The organism is Kitasatospora sp. NPDC101155 (genome assembly GCF_044768305.1).
In the GTDB taxonomy this organism is placed as follows: Bacteria; Actinomycetota; Actinomycetes; order Streptomycetales; family Streptomycetaceae; genus Kitasatospora.
The window spans coordinates 99,546-117,048 of sequence record NZ_JBIWPN010000025.1; the positions used below are offsets into that span (position 1 = coordinate 99,546).

At 75.3% G+C, this 17,503-nt stretch carries 9 protein-coding genes and 1 pseudogene; 5 read left to right on the top strand and 5 right to left on the bottom strand.

The features are described 5' to 3' along the window. Positions 1-137: 137 nt before the first annotated feature. From lhgO to ACIRYZ_RS30265, 3 genes are all read right to left on the bottom strand, one after another. Entirely contained in the window at positions 138-1,373 is a 1,236-nt protein-coding gene (lhgO, locus tag ACIRYZ_RS30255; protein ID WP_402950235.1) for an L-2-hydroxyglutarate oxidase, read from the bottom strand. A gap of 481 nt (positions 1,374-1,854) precedes the next feature. Then, positions 1,855-3,432: a TROVE domain-containing protein gene (locus ACIRYZ_RS30260; RefSeq protein ID WP_402950238.1), complete on the bottom strand. Its 1,578-nt coding sequence runs from the start codon at positions 3,430-3,432 to the stop codon at positions 1,855-1,857. A 562-nt stretch (positions 3,433-3,994) separates the two neighbouring features. Further along, positions 3,995-5,422 carry an MFS transporter gene (locus ACIRYZ_RS30265; protein WP_387630986.1) on the bottom strand — a complete coding sequence of 476 codons (1,428 nt, stop codon included), beginning with the start codon at positions 5,420-5,422 and terminating at the stop codon, positions 3,995-3,997. A gap of 816 nt (positions 5,423-6,238) precedes the next feature. On the opposite strand from ACIRYZ_RS30265, the gene ACIRYZ_RS30270 reads away from it, so the two are divergent. From ACIRYZ_RS30270 to ACIRYZ_RS30280, 3 genes are all read left to right on the top strand, one after another. Further along, the gene (locus tag ACIRYZ_RS30270; protein WP_402950241.1) at positions 6,239-8,392 is read left to right on the top strand and encodes an asparagine synthase-related protein; all 2,154 of its coding nucleotides are present in this window, start codon (positions 6,239-6,241) and stop codon (positions 8,390-8,392) included. Between the two features lie 261 nt (positions 8,393-8,653). Further along, the gene (locus ACIRYZ_RS30275) at positions 8,654-9,175 is read left to right on the top strand and encodes a universal stress protein (RefSeq protein ID WP_393039127.1); all 522 of its coding nucleotides are present in this window, start codon (positions 8,654-8,656) and stop codon (positions 9,173-9,175) included. A gap of 99 nt (positions 9,176-9,274) precedes the next feature. Continuing rightward, a complete protein-coding gene (locus ACIRYZ_RS30280; RefSeq protein WP_402950245.1) occupies positions 9,275-9,979 on the top strand; it encodes a DsbA family oxidoreductase in 705 nt (234 codons plus the stop codon). 129 nt (positions 9,980-10,108) lie between these two features. Here ACIRYZ_RS30280 and ACIRYZ_RS30285 read toward each other — a convergent pair whose 3' ends face one another. Both ACIRYZ_RS30285 and ACIRYZ_RS30290 read right to left on the bottom strand, forming a co-directional pair. Continuing rightward, complete coding sequence (locus ACIRYZ_RS30285) at positions 10,109-12,211, bottom strand: sigma-70 family RNA polymerase sigma factor (protein ID WP_402950248.1); 2,103 nt, start codon at positions 12,209-12,211, stop codon at positions 10,109-10,111. 545 nt (positions 12,212-12,756) lie between these two features. Beyond that, positions 12,757-13,632: a TetR/AcrR family transcriptional regulator gene (locus ACIRYZ_RS30290; RefSeq protein ID WP_402950250.1), complete on the bottom strand. Its 876-nt coding sequence runs from the start codon at positions 13,630-13,632 to the stop codon at positions 12,757-12,759. 266 nt (positions 13,633-13,898) lie between these two features. Here ACIRYZ_RS30290 and ACIRYZ_RS30295 point away from each other — a divergent pair, with 266 nt between their 5' ends. Further along, positions 13,899-15,554, top strand: coding sequence for an NAD(P)/FAD-dependent oxidoreductase (locus ACIRYZ_RS30295; protein ID WP_402950252.1), 1,656 nt, complete (start codon positions 13,899-13,901; stop codon positions 15,552-15,554). 212 nt (positions 15,555-15,766) lie between these two features. Continuing rightward, a pseudogene (locus tag ACIRYZ_RS30300) lies at positions 15,767-17,059 on the top strand (SpoIIE family protein phosphatase); the annotation flags it as partial. Between the last annotated feature and the right edge of the window lie 444 nt (positions 17,060-17,503).

Genomic DNA, 17,503 nt, shown 5'->3' on the forward strand with positions numbered 1-17,503 from the left:
CAGTCACAATCACCCGAGTCTACGGGGCCGTGCGGGGCACCCGTCGGGGTGTGTGACGGGGCTCATCCGGGCTGCGGCCGGGCGGCTCGTCCGCGGGTTCCAGCCGCCCGGTCCGTCCCGATCCGGCCAGGAGCGGCTCAGCCGCCCGCCTCCAGCGCGGCCAGCGCCCGGCGGGCCACCTCGCGGCCGATCGGCAGCGAGGCCGTCGCGGCGGGGGAGGGGGCGTTCAGCACGTGGACGGTGCGGCGCGGGGAGCGCGGGTCCTCCGGGTCGAAGCCGGCGAAGGCGAAGTCGTCCAGCAGCGAGCCGTCCCGGGCCACCGCCTGGGCCCGTACCCCGGCGGTGGTCGGCACCAGGTCGGCGCCGGTCACGGCGGGCAGCAGGCGCTGGACGGCGGTGGTGAACGCCCGCTTGGACAGCGAGCGGTGCAGCTCGCCGACCTCGTAGCGCCAGTGTCGGCGCAGGATCCGCCAGGTGCCGGGGAAGGCGAGGGTGTCGGCCAGGTCGCGCGGGTGGACGGTGCGCCAGTCGTAGCCCTCGCGGGCCAGCGCGGGCACCGCGTTCGGGCCGACGTGGACGTCCCCGTGGACGCCCCGGGTGAGGTGCACGCCGAGGAAGGGGAAGGCCGGGTCGGGCACCGGGTAGACCAGGCCGCGCACCAAGTCCCGTCGCTTCTCGGTCAGTTCGTAGTACTCGCCGCGGAACGGCACGATCCGCACGCCGGGGTCGTCCCCGGCCAGCCGGGCGATCCGGTCGCTGTGCAGCCCGGCGCAGTTCACCAGCACCCGGGCGCGCAGCTCCCCGGCGGCGGTGCCGACCGTCACGCCGTCCCTCCGCCTGGCCACCGTCCGCACCTCGGTGCCGGGCCGCAGCTCGGCGCCCGCCTCCCGGGCCAGCCGGGCGTACGTCGTCGCGACGGCCGGGAAGTCGCAGATGCCGGTCGTCCCGACGTGCAGTCCGGCCAGGCCGCTGACCTCCGGCTCGTGCCGGGCGATCCCGGCCCGGTCCAGCTCGGCCACCGGGATCCCGTTCGCCCGCCCCCGCTCGGCCAGCGCGGACAGCCGGGGCAGCTCGGCGGCGTCGGTGGCCACGATCAGCTTGCCGGTCACCTCGTACGGGATGCCGTGCTCGCGGCAGAACGCCACCAGTTCGGCGGCGCCCGCGACGGCGAACCGGGCCTTGTACGAACCGGGGCGGTAGTAGACACCGCTGTGGATCACCCCGCTGTTGCGCCCGGTCTGATGGGCCGCGAAGCCGGGCTCCTTCTCCAGTACGGCGATCCGCAGACCGGGGTCGGCCAGGGTCAGCGCATGGGCCGTGGCCAGCCCGACGATCCCGCCACCCACGACCACGACATCGAACTCGCCCGCCACTTCGCGCTCCTGTCTGCCGCCCGGCCCCGTCTGCCGCCGATGCTGCCACGGGGACGGGTGGGGGTCGAGAGTGCGTCGTGCCGTCGGGTGGAGCCGCTTCCCCGCACGCCGGTCGGCCCGTGAAGGCTCCGCCGCGCGGCTGCTTGGTCCCCCCGCCCGTTCACGTGCTGGCACGCCGGGGTGGGCGGCAGTGTGTCGCCGCCCACCCCGGGTGTGGCGGAGCCTCCCCCTGGTGGCTCCGCCGCTGCGGCGGTGGCCCTGCCGGGCCCGCCGCCGCAGCGTGCGGCCGGTCTCCCCGCCGGCCGCGGTGCGGCGCGCCGGGTCCCCCGACCCCGGGCGCCGCCGCTTCCCCCCTCTTCTCGTCCGGCCACGGTGTGCCGCGCTCGGCCCCCCGACCTCGCGCGTCACACCGTCCCCCCGGCCGTGTCTCGGCGTGCCGCGCCGGCCCCCGGCCCCGCGCGTCACCGCCGTCCCCCGTCGGCTAGGCCTCCCAGGGCCACCCGGCGTTCGTCCCCGCCTCCAGCAGCGGGATCAGCCGGAAGGCCGCGTCGCTCAGGCCGCCGAAGGTGTGCCGGTTGGCGCCGCCGCTGGGGCCGTGGCCCTGGGCGTAGCCCGCCAGGTTCCAGGTGTAGACCGGGACGCCGGCCGGGATCGCGGAGAGCGGATCGCTGCCCCGGTAGCCGAAGCCGGTCTGCTCGTCGGTGACGATGACCACCCGGTCGTGGCCCCGGTAGTGGCTGCGGACGGCCTGGGCGGTGTTGGTGCCGCCGAGGCTGCTGAAACGATCCAGCACGCGCAGGACCGCCTCGCCGCGGCCGACCTCGATCACCCGACTGGTGGTGCCGAACTCGACCAGATCGGCCTCGGCCGCCCGGACCTTCAGCGCGGTGCCGAAGATCGCCGCCGAGTCCGCCCGGTTGAGCTGGGTCTGGGCGCTGGGCCGGTCGAACATCGAGCCGGAGCGGTCGACCAGGATCAGCGTGCGGCCGGGCAGCTCGGGCACGTTGGCGAGCGAGTGGCCGAGTGCCGTCTCCAGCGCGTGCCCCCACCGCAGCGAGGGCGCGTGCCGGTAGGCGGCCAGGTAGCGGAACGGGAACTGGCGCGAGCGCCGCACCTCGCCCGGATCGGAGATCCGCCGGGCCACCCCGGCCGCGACCGCGTCCGACACCCCGGCCCTGTCGAAGTTGCGCAGGTTCCGCACCAGCGCCATCGGGCCCATGGAGGGGATGATCGCCTCCCAGGCCGCGGCGTCCAGCGGGCCCTGCAGCCAACCGGCCAGCGCCTCCCAGGTCAGCCCGGCGGCGGCCAGCCGCTCGGCGCCGTCCTCGGCGGTCACGGTCGCCCGGCGCTCCTCGACCGGCAGCGCGAGCAGCTCGCGGTTGGCGGTCAGCAGCGGGACGGCCGCGGGCGGGAGAGCCTCCTCCGGCCGGTGCCGGCGGTCCAGCGCGTAGCCGAACAGTGCGCCCTGCCAGGGCTTGTCCGGGTCCGGCGTCGGGTGGGTCAACTCCAGGACGTCGCCGAAGCGGTACCCCTTGGCCGCGGTGTCGTACTTGAGCAGCGAGCGTGCGTCGTACAGCCGCCGCACCGCGTCCGCGACGCCGCGCTTGAGCGGCTTGGGCAGCGCCCGGCCGTAGCGCGAGGTCCAGTACGCGAGCAGCTCGCCGGGCTCGTCGGCGCGCCGCAGCACGGCGTCGACGGCCTGCCGGGAGTGGCCGTGGGCGCCCGCGTCCAACCGGGCCCGGGTGAACTCGGCGGCGCCGACCAGCGCGGCGGTGCGCATCTGCGCCCCGTACCGTAGCCAGCGCAGCAGCCCGAGGGTCCACTCCGGGTCGGCGACGGCGAGTTCGCGCACCAGCGCGGTGTAGCGGTCGTCGCGGTCGCCGCCGCGCTCGTAGAAGGTGTCCTGGCCGACCATGTTGGCGATCGACAGGAGGAAGAGTTCGGACTTGCGGTCCCGGACGTAGCCGACGCCGCCCTCGTGGGCGCGGCCGCGCTGCCCGGTCGTGGTCACCGGCGAACTCGGACCCGCCTTGGCCTGACGGATGTTGAACCTGGACATGCAACAGCCCCCCTCGGTCTGTCGGTGGTGTCGACGGGAGGGAGGCATGACGCGGTGAGGGGTGCCCGAGATCATGTCGACCGTTGGACGGCCGACGCCGGCGGAGGTGTATGCCTTGTGCTCTACCGAATTGAGCTAGCGGCCGCACTCACGCACGGCACGCCCGGGACTTGAACCCGGAACCGCAAGATCCGAAGTAACCCCCGCCTGCGCACCGGGCACTCCGAAGCGCGATGCCTCCCGAGATCAGGTTGGCGGCGGTGTTTCGCGGGCTCGAACCGCTGCACCGGAATACCGGCGCCTACCAGAAGTAACCGCTGCCGTCGCACCGGGAGGTGCGGAATTCTATTCACGTATAGGTGTCCAGAGTTCGAGGTCGGCTGAGGTGACATTTAGCTGCTCTACCAACTGAGCTACACCGGCCCGAAGCCGATGACGGGACTCGAACCCGCGACCCGCCCATTAACAGTGGAAGTAACCTCTGCCTGCGCACCTGGACGAGAGAGACCTTAGCGAGGCCTCTCCCGCAGGTGCATCTGATTTACCGCCGACGTCGCGCCGCTCACGCCGGAGCGACGATCACCGCCCGCGCCCGCTCCGTCAACTCCCGCACCCGGCGTTCACCCTGGAAGGGCTCCAGTCGACGCAGCATCTCCACCACGTACTCCCGGCTGCGCTGCGAGGAGATCCGGCCGGCCACCTCGACGGCGCGCTCGCCGGCGGCGACCGCGGCGTCCAGGTTGCCCGCCTCCGCCTCGGCCATCGCCGAGACCACCAGCCGCAGGCCGTGCGAGCGGACGAAGCCCTCGGTGGGCTTGGCCAGCGCCTCGCGGGTGAACTGCCGGACCTTGGAGGGCACACCGAGGTCGCGGAAGCACTCGGCGGCGTCGGCGGCGAGCCGGTCGTAGGCGTAGAAGTCGATCCACGCCGGATCGGGGTCCCCGGCGCGCGCTCGTTCGAGTGCGCTCTCCGCGGCGCCGAGCGCCGTCGCACACGCCGCCGCATTGCGGGCCTTGGCCTGGGCCCTTGCCTCCACCAGGTGGAAGAAGCTCATGGTCCGGGCGGTGGCCAGGCCCCGGTTGCGCTCCAGCGCGGCCTGGGAGAGGTCGACGGCCTCCTCGGCGAAGCCCCGGTAGCCGGCCTGCAGGCTCATCGAGGCGAGCACGTACCCGCCGAGCGGCACGTCGGCGGCGGCCCGGGCGAGTCGCAGGGCCTGGATGTAGTAGCGCTGTGCGGCCTCGTGCTGCCCGGTGTCGAAGGCCATCCACCCGGCCAGCCTGGTCAGTTCGGCCGTCGCGCCGAACAGCGCCCGGCCGACCGCGTCGCTGTACGAGGCCAGCAGCAGCGGCGCCGCCTCCACCCGCAGGCACTCCGGCACCATCGACGAACGCCAGTCCCCGCCACCGTACTTGGAGTCCCAGCGGCGGGCCTCCTGGGCGGCCTCGCGGAGCTTGGCGGCGTCCGACTGGCCGACCCGGTAGGAGGAGCTCTCGCTCGGCGAGCGCGGCACCTCCCGCGCCACCGAGCCGTCCGCCGGGTTGATCAGCCAGCGGGAGACGGGCGTCGCGTACGCGGCGACCGAGAAGGTGCCGGTCAGGCTGTCGCTCCAGCGGCCCCCGCCGGGTCCCCGGCGCAGGTCGAGGTCGACCCGGAACAGGTCGGTGGCGGAGCGGACCGCGTCGGCGACGTCGCGCGGGAAGGCCAGGCCGAGTTCGGGCGCCGGGTCGGTGTCGCCCAGGCCGATCTCCTCCAGTGGGACGGGCCGGCCGAGCTTGCCGCCGATCGCGGTGGCGATCAGGTGCGGGACCGGCCCCTGCGGGACCATGCCCTTGCTGACCCAGCGGGCCACCGAGGTCTTGTCGTAGCGCAGCGTCAGCCCGCGTTGCGCGCCCAGGTCGTTGACCCTGCGGGCGAGTCCGGCGTTGCTGATCTGGGCGAGGGTCAGGAGCGTGCCGAGCCGTTCGTTCGGTCCTCGTGGGCTGACGGTCATGGTGGCGGCGGCACCTCCTGCGGCCTTGTGCGCGGGGCCCGGGCGGCACCGGGCCGTAGCTGCTGTACCTAGAGTAGTCGGACGCGTTCCGACGGTTAAGAGGCTGCATTCCGGATGGCGGGATCGTGCACCCGGCGGCGCCGCGCCGGGCCCTCGTGGAGGTTGGTCCGGACCACCCGGAGCGGATCGGACGCGCCGCGCGCCGGAGCGCCGTGCTCCGGTCCCGTGTTCACGTGCGCCCGGCCGTGCCCCCTGGCCCGACCGGCTGCGCGGCGATTCGCTGGTGGTCGTGGGTCGGCCCGCCGTCGAGGACCCGGCGGGCCGGGGGATACCGCCGCCTCAATCCCCGCGGGCGGCGGCTGAGTCCGGGAGGGCATGCGGATGCCCTCCCGGACTGGGCAACGCCTTTCGGCCATCTCGCGATGCCCATGCCAAAGGCGCCCCGGGCGGTCCGGGCCGGGGAGGGGGAGGCCCGGCCCGCTCGAATCCACTCCGCCGGAACGTTCGTTCAGGTCTTCTCCGCACACCTCGCCGAAGTCGCCGCCGAAGGCGTTGCCGAAGCCCGCGTCGCGGCCTGCGTCGAACTCCGTGTCGAACTCCGCGCCGAAGCCCGCCCCGGAGCGCGCGCCGCAACAGAAACGGAACCGACAACACCGGCTCAGGCGGCGCCCGGTGGTGGCACGATGTCTCCAGACGGCGCGCCGGACCCGAGGGCACGCCCGGACGCGCGTGCCGGCCGCCACGGCACCTCACCCGGCCGCCCGCCCGGCGCCGGACGCGCCGCGCGAGTGCAGGTCCTCGTCCGGTGGAGGCGCGATGCGGTGGCTGACGGGCTGGAGCACGGGCGCGCCCCGAGCGGGCACGCCCGCGCACGAGGTCCTCGCCACGGTGGCGCCGATCGCCGCGCGCCCCCTGTGGACCGGTCCCAACCCGCTCTGGGCCGTGGGCGACTGGCGGCCCGAGGAGATCCGGCTGGTCTCCCTCCGCCCCGGCGCCCCCGCCGCGGTCAGCACCGGCCCGAACGCCCCCGACCCCGGCGAGGACACCCCCGCCACCAGCCGGCTCGCCGTCCTCGGCCACTGCGGCGCCACCGACGCCGAACTCGCCGCCGGCCTGGCCGCCGCCCGCGGCGGCGCCGTCCGCCACCTGACCGCCTGGCCCGGCAGTTACACCGTCGTGCTGCGGGCCGGCACCAGCTCCACCCTGCTGCTCACCGACCTGGCCGGCGCCCAGCCCGTCTTCCACACCCCCTGGGCCGGAGGCACCGCGTACGCCACCGCCGCGCTCCCCCTCGCCGACCTGGTCGGCGCCCCGCTGGACACCGGCCACCTCGCCGCCCGCCTCGCCTGCCCGGAATCGCCCGAGGCGCTCGGTACCGGCACGCCGTACCTGGGTGTCCAGCGGGTGCCGCCCGGCCATGTGCTCGCCATCCGCGGCGGCCGCCCGTACCTCGACGCGTACGACGAACCGCCCGGCGCCGAGCAGCCGCGCGACGAGGCGCCCGCCATCCGCGAACTCACCCGCGCCCTGCTGGAATCCGTCCGCTCCCGGGTCCGCACCACCGCGCCGACCGCCGAGGCCGCCGGGCGCGCCCGGCTCGGCGTCGACCTCTCGTACGGCACCGCCTCCGCCACCGTCGCCCTGCTCGCCGCCGCCGTACCGCTGCCGCCGGTGCCGTCCACGGCCGCCGCCCCGGTGGTGGCTGCCGGGGCCAGGATTGGCGGGGCCAGGACCGCCGGCGCCAGGACCGGCGCGGTGAAGGGCTCCTGGGCCCGGGCCGCCGCGCAGGAACCCTCCGTCCCCGAGCAGTTGGCCGCCGTCACGCTCGGCGAGACCGAACCGCCCGCCACCCTCGCGCTGGCCCCCGACACCCCGAGGCTGCGGCACACGGTGCTCGACCCCGGCCCCGACACCCTCCCGTACGCCGGGCTGCGTGCCGACCCGCAGTCCGGCCGGCTCACCGACGAGCCCGGCCCCGAACTCATCGCCGCCGCCCGCGCGGAGGCCCGCTTCGACGCGGGCGGCACCGACCACCTCACCGGCTACGGCGCCCGCCAGGTGCTCGACGGCCACCCGGCCCGGCTCGCCGACCTGATCCGGGCCGGCCGGCCCCGCGAACTCCTGCCCCCGGTCGCCGCGCTGGCCGGCGCCGACCGGGCCGCCGCGGGCGTGCTGGCCGGCGCGCTGCGCACCCCGCTCACCGTGGTCCGGGCCGCCCACCGGCTCTCCCGGGTCCGCTACGCCGAGGCGCTGGACGAGGCGGCCGCCAAGCTGACCGCCCGCCACGTCCCGGACGGCGGCGGCACGGCGGGCGACCGTTCGGCCGTCGACCTCGCCTGGTGCGTGCCCGGCCCGGCCGCCCGCTGGCTCTCCGACGAGGCGCTCTCTTCGGTGGCCCTGCGGCTCCGCCTGGCGGCGCGCAAACCAGCGCCCGAGGAACACCCCGGCGCGCACCGCGCCCGGCACGCCCTCTACCGGCAGGCACGCTCCTACCGCACGCTCGTGCACGCCGCCGAACAGCCCGGCCAGCGGCTGCACGCGCCCTTCCTCGACAACCAGGTGGTCCGCGCCGCCCGGCTGCTCCCCGACGACGTCCGCCTCCAACCCGGCGCCCGGCACGCCCTCCTGCACGCCGTCCTCACCGGCGCCGGCCGCACCGACCTGCCCCCCGACTGGGGCCGCGGCCCCCGCCCCGACCGCACCGCCCCCGCCCGGGCGGGCCTGCGCCTCGCCGCCGACGGCCTCGCCGAACTCTTCGACGCCCCGCTCCTCGCCGAAGCGGGCCTCATCGACCTCCCCGCCGTGCGCGCCGGCCTCGCCCGCTCCGCCACCACCCTCTCCCCGGCCGCCCTCGCCGGCCTCGCCGACCTCGTCTCCACCGAACTCTGGCTCCGCCGCCTCCGTGCCCGCCGCCACGGCGCCTGCTGGACCGGCCTCCCCCACCCCCGGCCTCCAGCCCTCACCTCCTGACCCGCGGCAACCCGGGCCGAGGGCTGGTCCGGCCGGGGCTCCTCTTCGGCGAGGCCCGCGCCCGCCGGCCGTCTCCCGGACCCCGCGAGCCGTCTCCCGGACCCCGCCGACCGTCTCCCGGACCCCGCCCCGGCGCGCGGGCGCCGCAGCGCGCACGGTGCCACCGGGGCACCCCGCCCGGTCCGGCGCGGCTGCCCCCGCCCGCCGCGCGGGGCAGGTGATGATGGCGGGGCTTTGAGTCCACGGTGAGGGGAGTGTGTGGTGGCCGGTGTGCGCCCGGGGCAGGACGTTCCCGTTGTGCTGTCGGTGCTCGGGCGGCCGCCGACGGGGCGGCCGCCCGGGGTGTTGGCGGCGTGCGACGGGTCGGACGGGTCGCTGTGGGCGCTGGACCGGGCGATGACGGAGGCGGAGCTGTTCGGGCTGCCGCTGTACGTGCTGGCCGTGGTGAACCCGGCACCGGCCGGGTACCCGCCGGGGATGGCGGAGCTGGTGCAGGAGAGCGTGGAGACGCTGGTCGAGAGCATGGCGGACGGGCTGCGCCGGGCGGTGGACACCGTGCTGAGGCAGCGGGGGCGGCCGTTCACGGGGGAGCTGTCGCTGCACGTGGTGCTGGGCAATGTGATCGAGGTGCTGTTGGAGGCGTCGACCCGGCAGCACACGCTGGTGCTCGGCACCCGGGGCAACGGCGGGTTCGCCCGGTTGCTGCTCGGCTCGGTGAGTTCGGCGGCGGTGCACCACGCGGCCTGCCCGGTGCTGGTGGTCCCGGCGCCCGTGGAGGCCTGACCAGCGGGAACGGCCCCGGGTGTCGGGAATGTACCGAGATGGTTCATCGTTCATCCATCTCGTACGCCCGACTCAAGACGCCCTCTGGAGCCCCCTGAAATGAAGGTCGAGATCTGGTCCGACATCGCCTGCCCCTGGTGCTACATCGGTAAGCGCCGCTTCGAGCAGGCCCTGGCGGACTTCCCGGGCAAGGAGGCCGTCGAGGTCGTCTACCGCCCGTACCAGCTGGTCCCGGACGCGCCGGAGACGGCGAGCCCGCACCGCGCCTGGCTGGCCGAGCGGTACGGCCCGCAGTCGGTGGCGATGGACGCGCGGGTGGCCGAGCTGGGCCTCGCCGAGGGCATCACGTACGACTTCGACGCCGCCCTGCACGCCAACACCTTCCTGGGCCACCGCCTGCTGCACCTCGCCGAGACCGAGTACGGCGCGGAGGCCCAGGGCCGGCTGAAGGAGGCCCTGCTGAAGGCGCACTTCACCGACGGCGTGGACGTCGGCGACCGTGCCGCGCTGACGGACGTCGCCGTGGCGGCGGGCCTGGACCGCGAGCGGGTGGCCGCCTACCTGGCGGGCGACGAAGGCTCCGCCGAGGTCACCGCCCAGCTGGTCGAGGCCCGTGAGCTGGGCATCACCGCTGTGCCGACCTTCGTGTTCGAGGGCAAGTGGGCGGTCCAGGGCGGCCAGGAGGCCGAGACCTTCCGCAAGGTGCTGGAGCAGGTCGCCGCCGAGATCGGCGAGCACCGCCCCGCCCCGGTGCAGGTCGCCCCGGCCGGGGAGGCCTGCGCGGACGGCTCCTGCGCGATCTGAGCGATCTGAGCGGTCAGAGCGGTCAGAGCGTTCTCAGGGATCCGAGCGATCCGGGAAGGACGCCCCCCGAGGCCCGTTCCCGGAGCTGTCAGCTGCTCCCGGAACGGGCCTCGGCCCGTGCCAGGGCTGTCAGGAGCACCTGAAGCGGGCCTCGGCCCAGTCCGCGAGGTTCAGCGCCGACCAGATCCCGTGCGTCGGCGTGACCACCAGCTTGACCGACTTCTGCCCGGCCAGCGGCACGTGCACCGGCACCGGGTCGTCCCCGGCGGTGAGCACGCGGGAGCTCCACAGGGTGCGGCCGTCGCCGCCCTGGACGGAGAACACCAGTCCGCCCGGGGTGAGCGTGGCGTCGTCCACCCCGGCGACGGCGTCGAAGGACGTGCAGCCGCGGTTGAGGTCGATCAGCGTGATCGCCGGGGCGTGCACGGTGATGGCGTGCGGCAGGTACTCGCCGCCGATCCACGCGCCGTCGCGCTGCCAGAACTTGTCGCTGCCCTTCTGCCGGATGCTCGGTCCCTCCGGCGGCACCCGGTTGCCGCCCGGTTTGACCACGGGCAGCGAGTCGCCCCAGAAGTCGGTCAGCGCGGGCGGCGAGGGCGGGGTCACGGTCGGGGTCGGCACCGGCGGCAGGGTCGGCGTCGGGACGACCGGCACCTCCGGCGTCGGTACCGGCGGCAGGGTCGGCGTCGGGACGACCGGTGCCGGGACGGTCGGCTCGGGGGCCGGCGCGCTGCTGGCCGCGGGCGGCTGGCTCTTCGGCGCCGGGATGACCGTCGGGGCCTGGCTATGCCGGGGCGACGGTGTCGGCTTCGGGCTGGCGCCGGGGCTCGGCGGCGCCGGTTTCTCCGGGGCCGGGGCGGCACTGCTGGGCGCCGGTGCCGGGGTCGAGGTGGGTGCCGCGGGCGCGGGCTGTTCCAGGGTGGGGGCGGCCGGCGCGGGGGCGGCCGGCGCCGAGGTGGCCGGGGGAGCGGCCGCCGCAGGGCTCGGTTCGGGCGAGCCGGTCAGCGCGTACGCGGCGACGGCGGCCGCGGCCACCGCCACGGCGGCGGCGATCCCGGCCTTGGCCGCGGTGCCCAGGCCCTCGCCGGCCGCGGCACCCACCGCACTCCCTCCGGAAGCACCGGAAGCACCGGAAGCACCGGAAGCACCCGCGGCACCCGTGGCGCCGGCCGCACCCGCCGTCGCACCGCCCGACGATCCGGCGGAGGCCGCCGCCGTGCCAGCCGCCGCCGCACCGCCGACCGCGGCGGCACCGCCCACGGCGGCTGCGGCGGCACTGAACCCGCCGACCCCGACCCAGACCAGCACGCCGCCGGGCAGCAGCGCGCGCAGGCCGGTGTTGATCTCGGTCAGTTCCAGGCAGGCCGCCGTGCAGCGGTCGCACTCCCTGAGGTGGCGCCCGACCTCCGCCGAGGCCCGCTTGCGCAGCGAGCCGCGCGCGTACGCCCCGAGCCGGTTGGCGTACGCCTCGCAGGTGCTGTCCTGGCTGCCGGAGACGTGCGCCTGCAGGAAGCCGGCGGCCAGCCGGTCTCGGGCCCGGTGGGCCTGGACGGCGGTGGCGTTGGCGGTCTTGCCGAGCATCACCGCGACGGTCTTCGGCGACTCCCGCTCGACCTCGGTGTGCCAGAGCACCATCCGGTCGTCCTCGGGGAGTTCGGCGTAGGCCTGCATGACCATGCGCTGGTCGGCCATCGCCATCGCCCAGGCGTCGGCGCCCGGGTCGGCCAGGTCGAGGTCGACCACGGCGGCCGAGCTCTGGGCGAACACGCTGAAGTCGTCGACGAGTTGCTCACGTCGTTCGCTGCGGGTCCAGGCGGCGGCGACGTTGCGCACGGCCGTCAGCAGGTAGGCGCGGACGGCGAACTCCGGGCCCTTGCCGGCCTTGAGCGCCTGCAGGGTGCGGGCGAAGACCTCGCCCGCGAGGTCCTCGGCGGTGAAGCTGTCCCGGCAGCAGGTCCGCGCGTAGCGACGCACCGAGTCGACGTGCCGGCGGTAGATCTCCTCGTACGCGGTGTCGTCGCCGGCCCGTACCCGGGCGGTCAACTCGGCGTCGGAGGGTGGGCGCTCGCCGTCCACCGGGTCGGCGGGGGCGGGCACGGTCGGACGGGCCGGGCGGCCGTCGCCGACGAATGCCTCGGGGGCGACGCCGCCCAGGCCCGCCGGGGCCTGGCCGGGCACCCGGCCGGGCGGCAGCGCGGCGGCCGAGGCGGAGAAGGACTCGCGGCTGGGCATTCCGGCCTGGTCGGGGACGTGCCCGGCGCCCGAGCCCGCTGCGGGGCCCGGGACTTGGGAGGCGCCGGCGCCACCGGGGCCCGCGGCGGACCCTTCGGCGGTACTACCGGAGAGGCCCCCGAAGTCGAGGCCGTACCCGTAGTCGTTCTGTTCCTCGGCGCTCACAACGGACCCCAGATTCCACGACAGCCCCCGTAGTGTGGCAGGGCAGGCGGGAGTGCGTAGGCGCACGGTTCCCCGGCGTGCGGCGCCGACGGCGCGCGAAGGGCGCGCATCGGGACATTGGCTCCAACCACGGGCAAAGGATGGCATAGCGCAGGGAAGGGCGGTAGCGGGACCGGCCGGTACCCACTCTTCCGAGGGGCCGTCGAGGGGGCGTTCGCCCAGCGTGCGGCATCGGGCCGCACGACGCCCGCACCCGGCGCGCGTGCCCTGTCCGCGCGCCGGTGTGCTGCCCAACTCCCGTACCCGTCGGGCGCGTCGACCGTGCCCGGTCCGACGCGTCCACCGCGCCCCCGTCCATCGGGGTCGGGCCGCGAGGGGTGTCAGTGAGCCCGCAGCCCGTCCAGCAGGATCTGCAACAGCCGGTCCGACGGCCCGGAGGCCGGTTGACCCTCCGTCTGCGGAGCAACCGCCGCGAAGCCGGCCGCCGTCGGCGCCGAGACCGAGGGACGCGCCGCGTGCACCGGTACCGAGGCCGTCAGCACGAGCACCACGTCCGACACCGTGACGCCCGGCCGCAGTTCACCCGCCGCACCGGCCCGCGCCACCAGGGCGGCCAGCAGTTGCAGCAGCAGCCGGGGATCGGCGTCCGCCGCCGATGGCTCGACCGCCGCACCGGAGCGCGCCCCCTCGCCGCGCAGGTCGAAGCGGACGGCAGCCGGCGCCTCCGACACCCGCTGCTCGGGCACCCGGCCCAGCTCCTCCGCGTACCGGAACGCCTCCGGCGGCAGCAGCCGCCCGGCCCCGGTGCTCACCGCCCGGGCCAGGTACCCGGCCAGCGCCTCCCAGGCGCCGTCGCCGCCGTACAGCGACTCCCGGGCCTGCGCGGTCAGCCAGGCCACCTCCTCGGCGGCGATCCGCTGGACCAGCACCTCCTTGCTCGGGAAGCGCCGGTAGACCGTGCCGACCCCGACCCCGGCCCGGCGCGCCACCTCCTCCATCGGCGCGCCGTAGCCGAACTCGCCGAACACCTCCCGGGCCGCCCGCAGCACGCTCTCCAGGTTCCGCCGGGCGTCCACCCGCAGCCGGGCCCCGGGCACCGGCGCGGCGGCCGGCTGCGGCTCCGCCCGGTACGGGACGGCCGCGTACGACACCCCGCCCGGAGGCGGCAGGTCCACCGGGCCGCGCTGTTCCGGCACCGTGCTCTGTCCGGTGTGCGGTACGCCCGGCCGGCCCAATACCTGCTCCTGTTCCATCATCCCAACTCTCCCCCGCAGGCGTCCGAATCCGGACCCTGTCGTCGCCCGCCCCTGCACCCCCCGGTGCAGCTCAGCCCGTCAGAAATGACCCGATGAACCATCGTTCGTGCCGCCCGTCCCGTTCCGGTGACCACGGTCGTGCCGCCGGGCCGCCCTCACGTCCGGCCCGGCGCGTCGGCACCGTCCGGGGCCCTGTCCGGGAACTAACCTTCCCCGGATGACTGTCCCCCAGTCGGGTTCTCACGCCAACGCTGGAACTGGCCGTAGTGGCCGCTCCACGGTGCGTCGCCGCCGATTGTCATGGCGACGGCCGCCCCGGCACACAATCCGACCATAGTTCACGGCTCTTCGCGGCCGAAAGTGCGTCAGAAAGTCGCCCACCAAGCACAACTGGCCACGACCGTCACTTCCGTGGCAACCCGCCCCGTACGGACTGTGGACAAGACCACCCCGGCCGGTCCTTCATAGGGGGGCGTGATGGGGACACCCCCGGCCGCGCGGCCGGGACGAAACGTCACATCGGCAGGAGGTGCACCATCAGGATCCTGATCGCCGGCGGCGGCTGCGCAGGAACGGCCACCGCACTCCACCTCCAGCGCGGCCTGCGGGAACGGCTGCGACGCGGCGAGGTCGAGATCACCGTCGTCGAGCCCCAGGCCTACTTCACCTACCACCCGCTGCTGGCCGAGGTCGCGGCCGGCTCGATCGACCCGCGGCACGTCGTCGTCCCGCTGCGCCGGGCCCTACCGGACTGCCGGGTGCTCACCGCCCGGATCACCCGGATCGAACACGCCGCCCGCCGCGCCCTGGCCGACGCCGCGGGCCCCGGCGAGACCCCCGCGCTGATCGAACTCCCCTACGACGTCCTGGTGGTGGCCCCCGGCTCGGTCTCCCAGACCGCCCCCGTACCCGGGCTGGCCGAGCACGGGCTCGGCTTCTCCACCGTCGGCGAGGCGGTCGGCCTGCGCAACCACGTGCTGGAACAGCTCGACCTCGCCTCCGCCACCCGCGACCCGGCGCTGCGCCAGTCCGCGCTCACCTTCGTCTTCGTCGGCGCCGGTTACGCGGGCGTCGGCGCGCTCGCCGAGCTGGAGGACATGGCCCGCACCGCCGTACGGGACTACCACAACGTCCGCGCCGAGGACCTGCGCTGGGTGCTGGTCGAGGCGACCGACCGGATCCTCGCCGAGGAGTCGCCCGAACTCGCCGAGCACACCCTCGGCCAGCTGCGCGAACGCGGCGTCGACATCCGGCTGTGCACCACCCTGGAGTCCGCCGTCGGCCAGGTCGCCGTGCTCTCCGACGGCAGCCGCTTCGGCGCCCGCACCCTGGTCTGGACAGCAGGCATCCGGCCTTCGCCGATGCTGCGCGACACCGACCTGCCGCTGGACACCCTCGGCCGGGTCCGCTGCCTGGCCACCCTGCAGGCCGTCGGCCCGGACGGGCGCGCCCTGCCCGGCGTCTGGGCGGCCGGGGACTGCGCCGCCGTACCCGACCCCGACGCGGACGGCGCCCCCTGCGCGCCCAGCGCCCAGCACGCCTTCGCCCAGGCCGAGTTGCTCGCCCGCAACATCGCGGTAGCCCTGGACGGCGGACCGCACGCACCGGGCCTCGCCGAGTACCGGCCGGGCCCCGCCGCCTGCTCGACCTCGCTGGGCCCGGGCCGGGCCGTCGCCCACACCCGGCGCGGCGGCCGGCTCACCGGACGGCGGGCCTGGTGGCTGCACCGGGCCCGGCACCTGCGCCGGCTGCCGAGCACCGAGCGCCGGGTGCGGGTGCTGATGGACTGGGTGCTGGGCGGGGTGTTCTCCCGCGAGGTGGTCTCCCTCGGCGCGATGGAGCACCCGCGTTCGGCCTTCGAGGAGGGTTTCGACTCCGGGCGCGGCCGACCGCCCGGCGCAGGGCCGGAAGCGCCCCGATGAACCGCCCCGCTGCCCCGATGAGCCGGGTTCCTGCCCCGACGGGTGATTTCGCAACCCCGGTGCGACGACTGATCCGACGGCCACGCCGGGCGCGCGACTTCCGGAACCGGCCCTCCGCCTGACAGGATCAGCCCGACCTTGTCATTACCCCGTGTGCTGACGTGCACACAAAAAGTGATGATATGCCTGGAAAACGAGGAAGCGGCCGTCGTTTGAACCTCATGCGCTGGAGCGCCCGGCTCACCGGAGCCCCCTGGCGTGCCGCCCCGCCCAACGGGGCCGGCACCGACGAGGGCATGCCCTCCACCGACGGCATCGTCGTGCCCAGCCCCCGCGACCCGACCAGCCCCGCCACCGCGGCCGAACTCCTCGACCCGCACAAACCCCAGAACCTGCGCGAGGTCCTCAACCGGATCCCCGCCCCGGTCGCCGTCACCTACGGCCCGCTCCACCAGCTCGGCTACGCCAACCGCGCCTACCGCGAACTCTTCGGCGACCGCCCCACCGGCCTTCCCGCCGGCGAGGCCCTCCCCGAACTCGGCACCATGGGTGTCCTGCCCCTGATGGACCAGGTCATCCGCGGTGGCCGCCCCCGCAGCGTCAAGTCCCGCTGCATCCTCGGCCTCACCGGCAACCGCTACTACAACGTCTCCTGCGTCCCGCTCGGCCCAGGCGACACCGGCGACACCCCCACCGAGGGCCCGCCCACCGGAGTCCTCATCTTCGCCGCCGAGGTCACCGACCAGGTCCTCGCCGCCGCCCGCCTGCGCGAAGCCGAACGCCGCCAGCGCGAGGCCGCCGTCACCCTCCAGCGCAGCCTGCTGCCGCAGAAGCTCGACCAGCCGGCCGACCTGCGAGTCGCCGCCACCTACCAACCGGGCGGCGCCGAGGCCGCCGTCGGCGGCGACTGGTACGACGTCATCGCCATCGACGGCGGCCGCACTGCCCTCGTCATCGGTGACGTCATGGGCCGCGGCCTGCGGGCGGCCGCCGTGATGGGCCAGCTGCGCACCGCCGTCCGCGCCTACGCCCGCCTCGACCTGCCCCCGCACGAGGTGATGCGCCTGCTCGACGGCCTCGCCATGGAGATCGACGCCAACCAGATCGCCACCTGCACCTACGCCGTCTGGGACCCACAACGCCGCACCCTCTCCTACGCCTCGGCCGGCCACCTCCCGATGCTGCTGCGCTGCCCGGACGGAACCATCCTGCGCAGCGAGGAACAGAACGGCCCCCCGCTCGGCACCGGCGACGGCCTGCACGTCTCCCACACCCTCCGCCTGCTGCCCGGCACGACCGGCGTCCTCTATACGGACGGCCTGGTCGAGCGCCGGGACGAGGACATCGACCAGGGCCTCGACCTGCTGGCCCGCACCCTCACGGGTGCGATCGGCGCCCCCGAGGTGATCTGCGCCCGTCTCCTCCGGGCGATGGGTGTGACCTCGGAGCACGACGACGACGTCGCCGTGCTGGCCTTCCACCTGCCGGCGGAGGAGGACGCTGAGAATCCGGTTGCGGAGCTTGACTCGGCCACTCCCGAGGTCTAGTGTTCTTCGAGCTGCCTGGCAGGGAGCACCGGACACGCATCCGCGCGGACGGTCCCGAGGTGGCCAATCCTCTGAAACACCTTTCCGGTTCGTGCCGGTCGTTTTCGCGTTCTCGCGGTGCGGCTCGGCGCTCATTCGGTGTGCACGTTTTATTGGATTGCGGTCGATTCGCTTTTCGGAGCGGGGATCGGCTAGAGTTTGAAACGTCGGACGGGGCGTCAAGCCCCGGAAGGCACCGGCGAGTTGGATGAACGAAGCCCCGGAAACGGAGCGGAAAACATCTGATAAGCTGGAAACACGAAAGAACGAAGCGCCCGGAGGGCCCGCTGGAAGGCGGTCCGAAGGAAGCGTCCGTTCCTTGAGAACTCAACAGCGTGCCAAAAGTCAACGCCAGATATGTTG

Bases quoted from the DNA above. Each gene is read 5' to 3' on its own strand.
- ACIRYZ_RS30290 (WP_402950250.1), bottom strand. From the start codon at position 13,632: ATGATGGAACAGGAGCAGGTATTGGGCCGGCCGGGCGTACCGCACACC.
- ACIRYZ_RS30280 (WP_402950245.1), top strand. From the start codon at position 9,275: ATGAAGGTCGAGATCTGGTCCGACATCGCCTGCCCCTGGTGCTACATC.
- ACIRYZ_RS30285 (WP_402950248.1), bottom strand. From the start codon at position 12,211: ATGCCCAGCCGCGAGTCCTTCTCCGCCTCGGCCGCCGCGCTGCCGCCC.
- ACIRYZ_RS30260 (WP_402950238.1), bottom strand. From the start codon at position 3,432: ATGTCCAGGTTCAACATCCGTCAGGCCAAGGCGGGTCCGAGTTCGCCG.
- ACIRYZ_RS30265 (WP_387630986.1), bottom strand. From the start codon at position 5,422: ATGACCGTCAGCCCACGAGGACCGAACGAACGGCTCGGCACGCTCCTG.
- ACIRYZ_RS30270 (WP_402950241.1), top strand. From the start codon at position 6,239: ATGCGGTGGCTGACGGGCTGGAGCACGGGCGCGCCCCGAGCGGGCACG.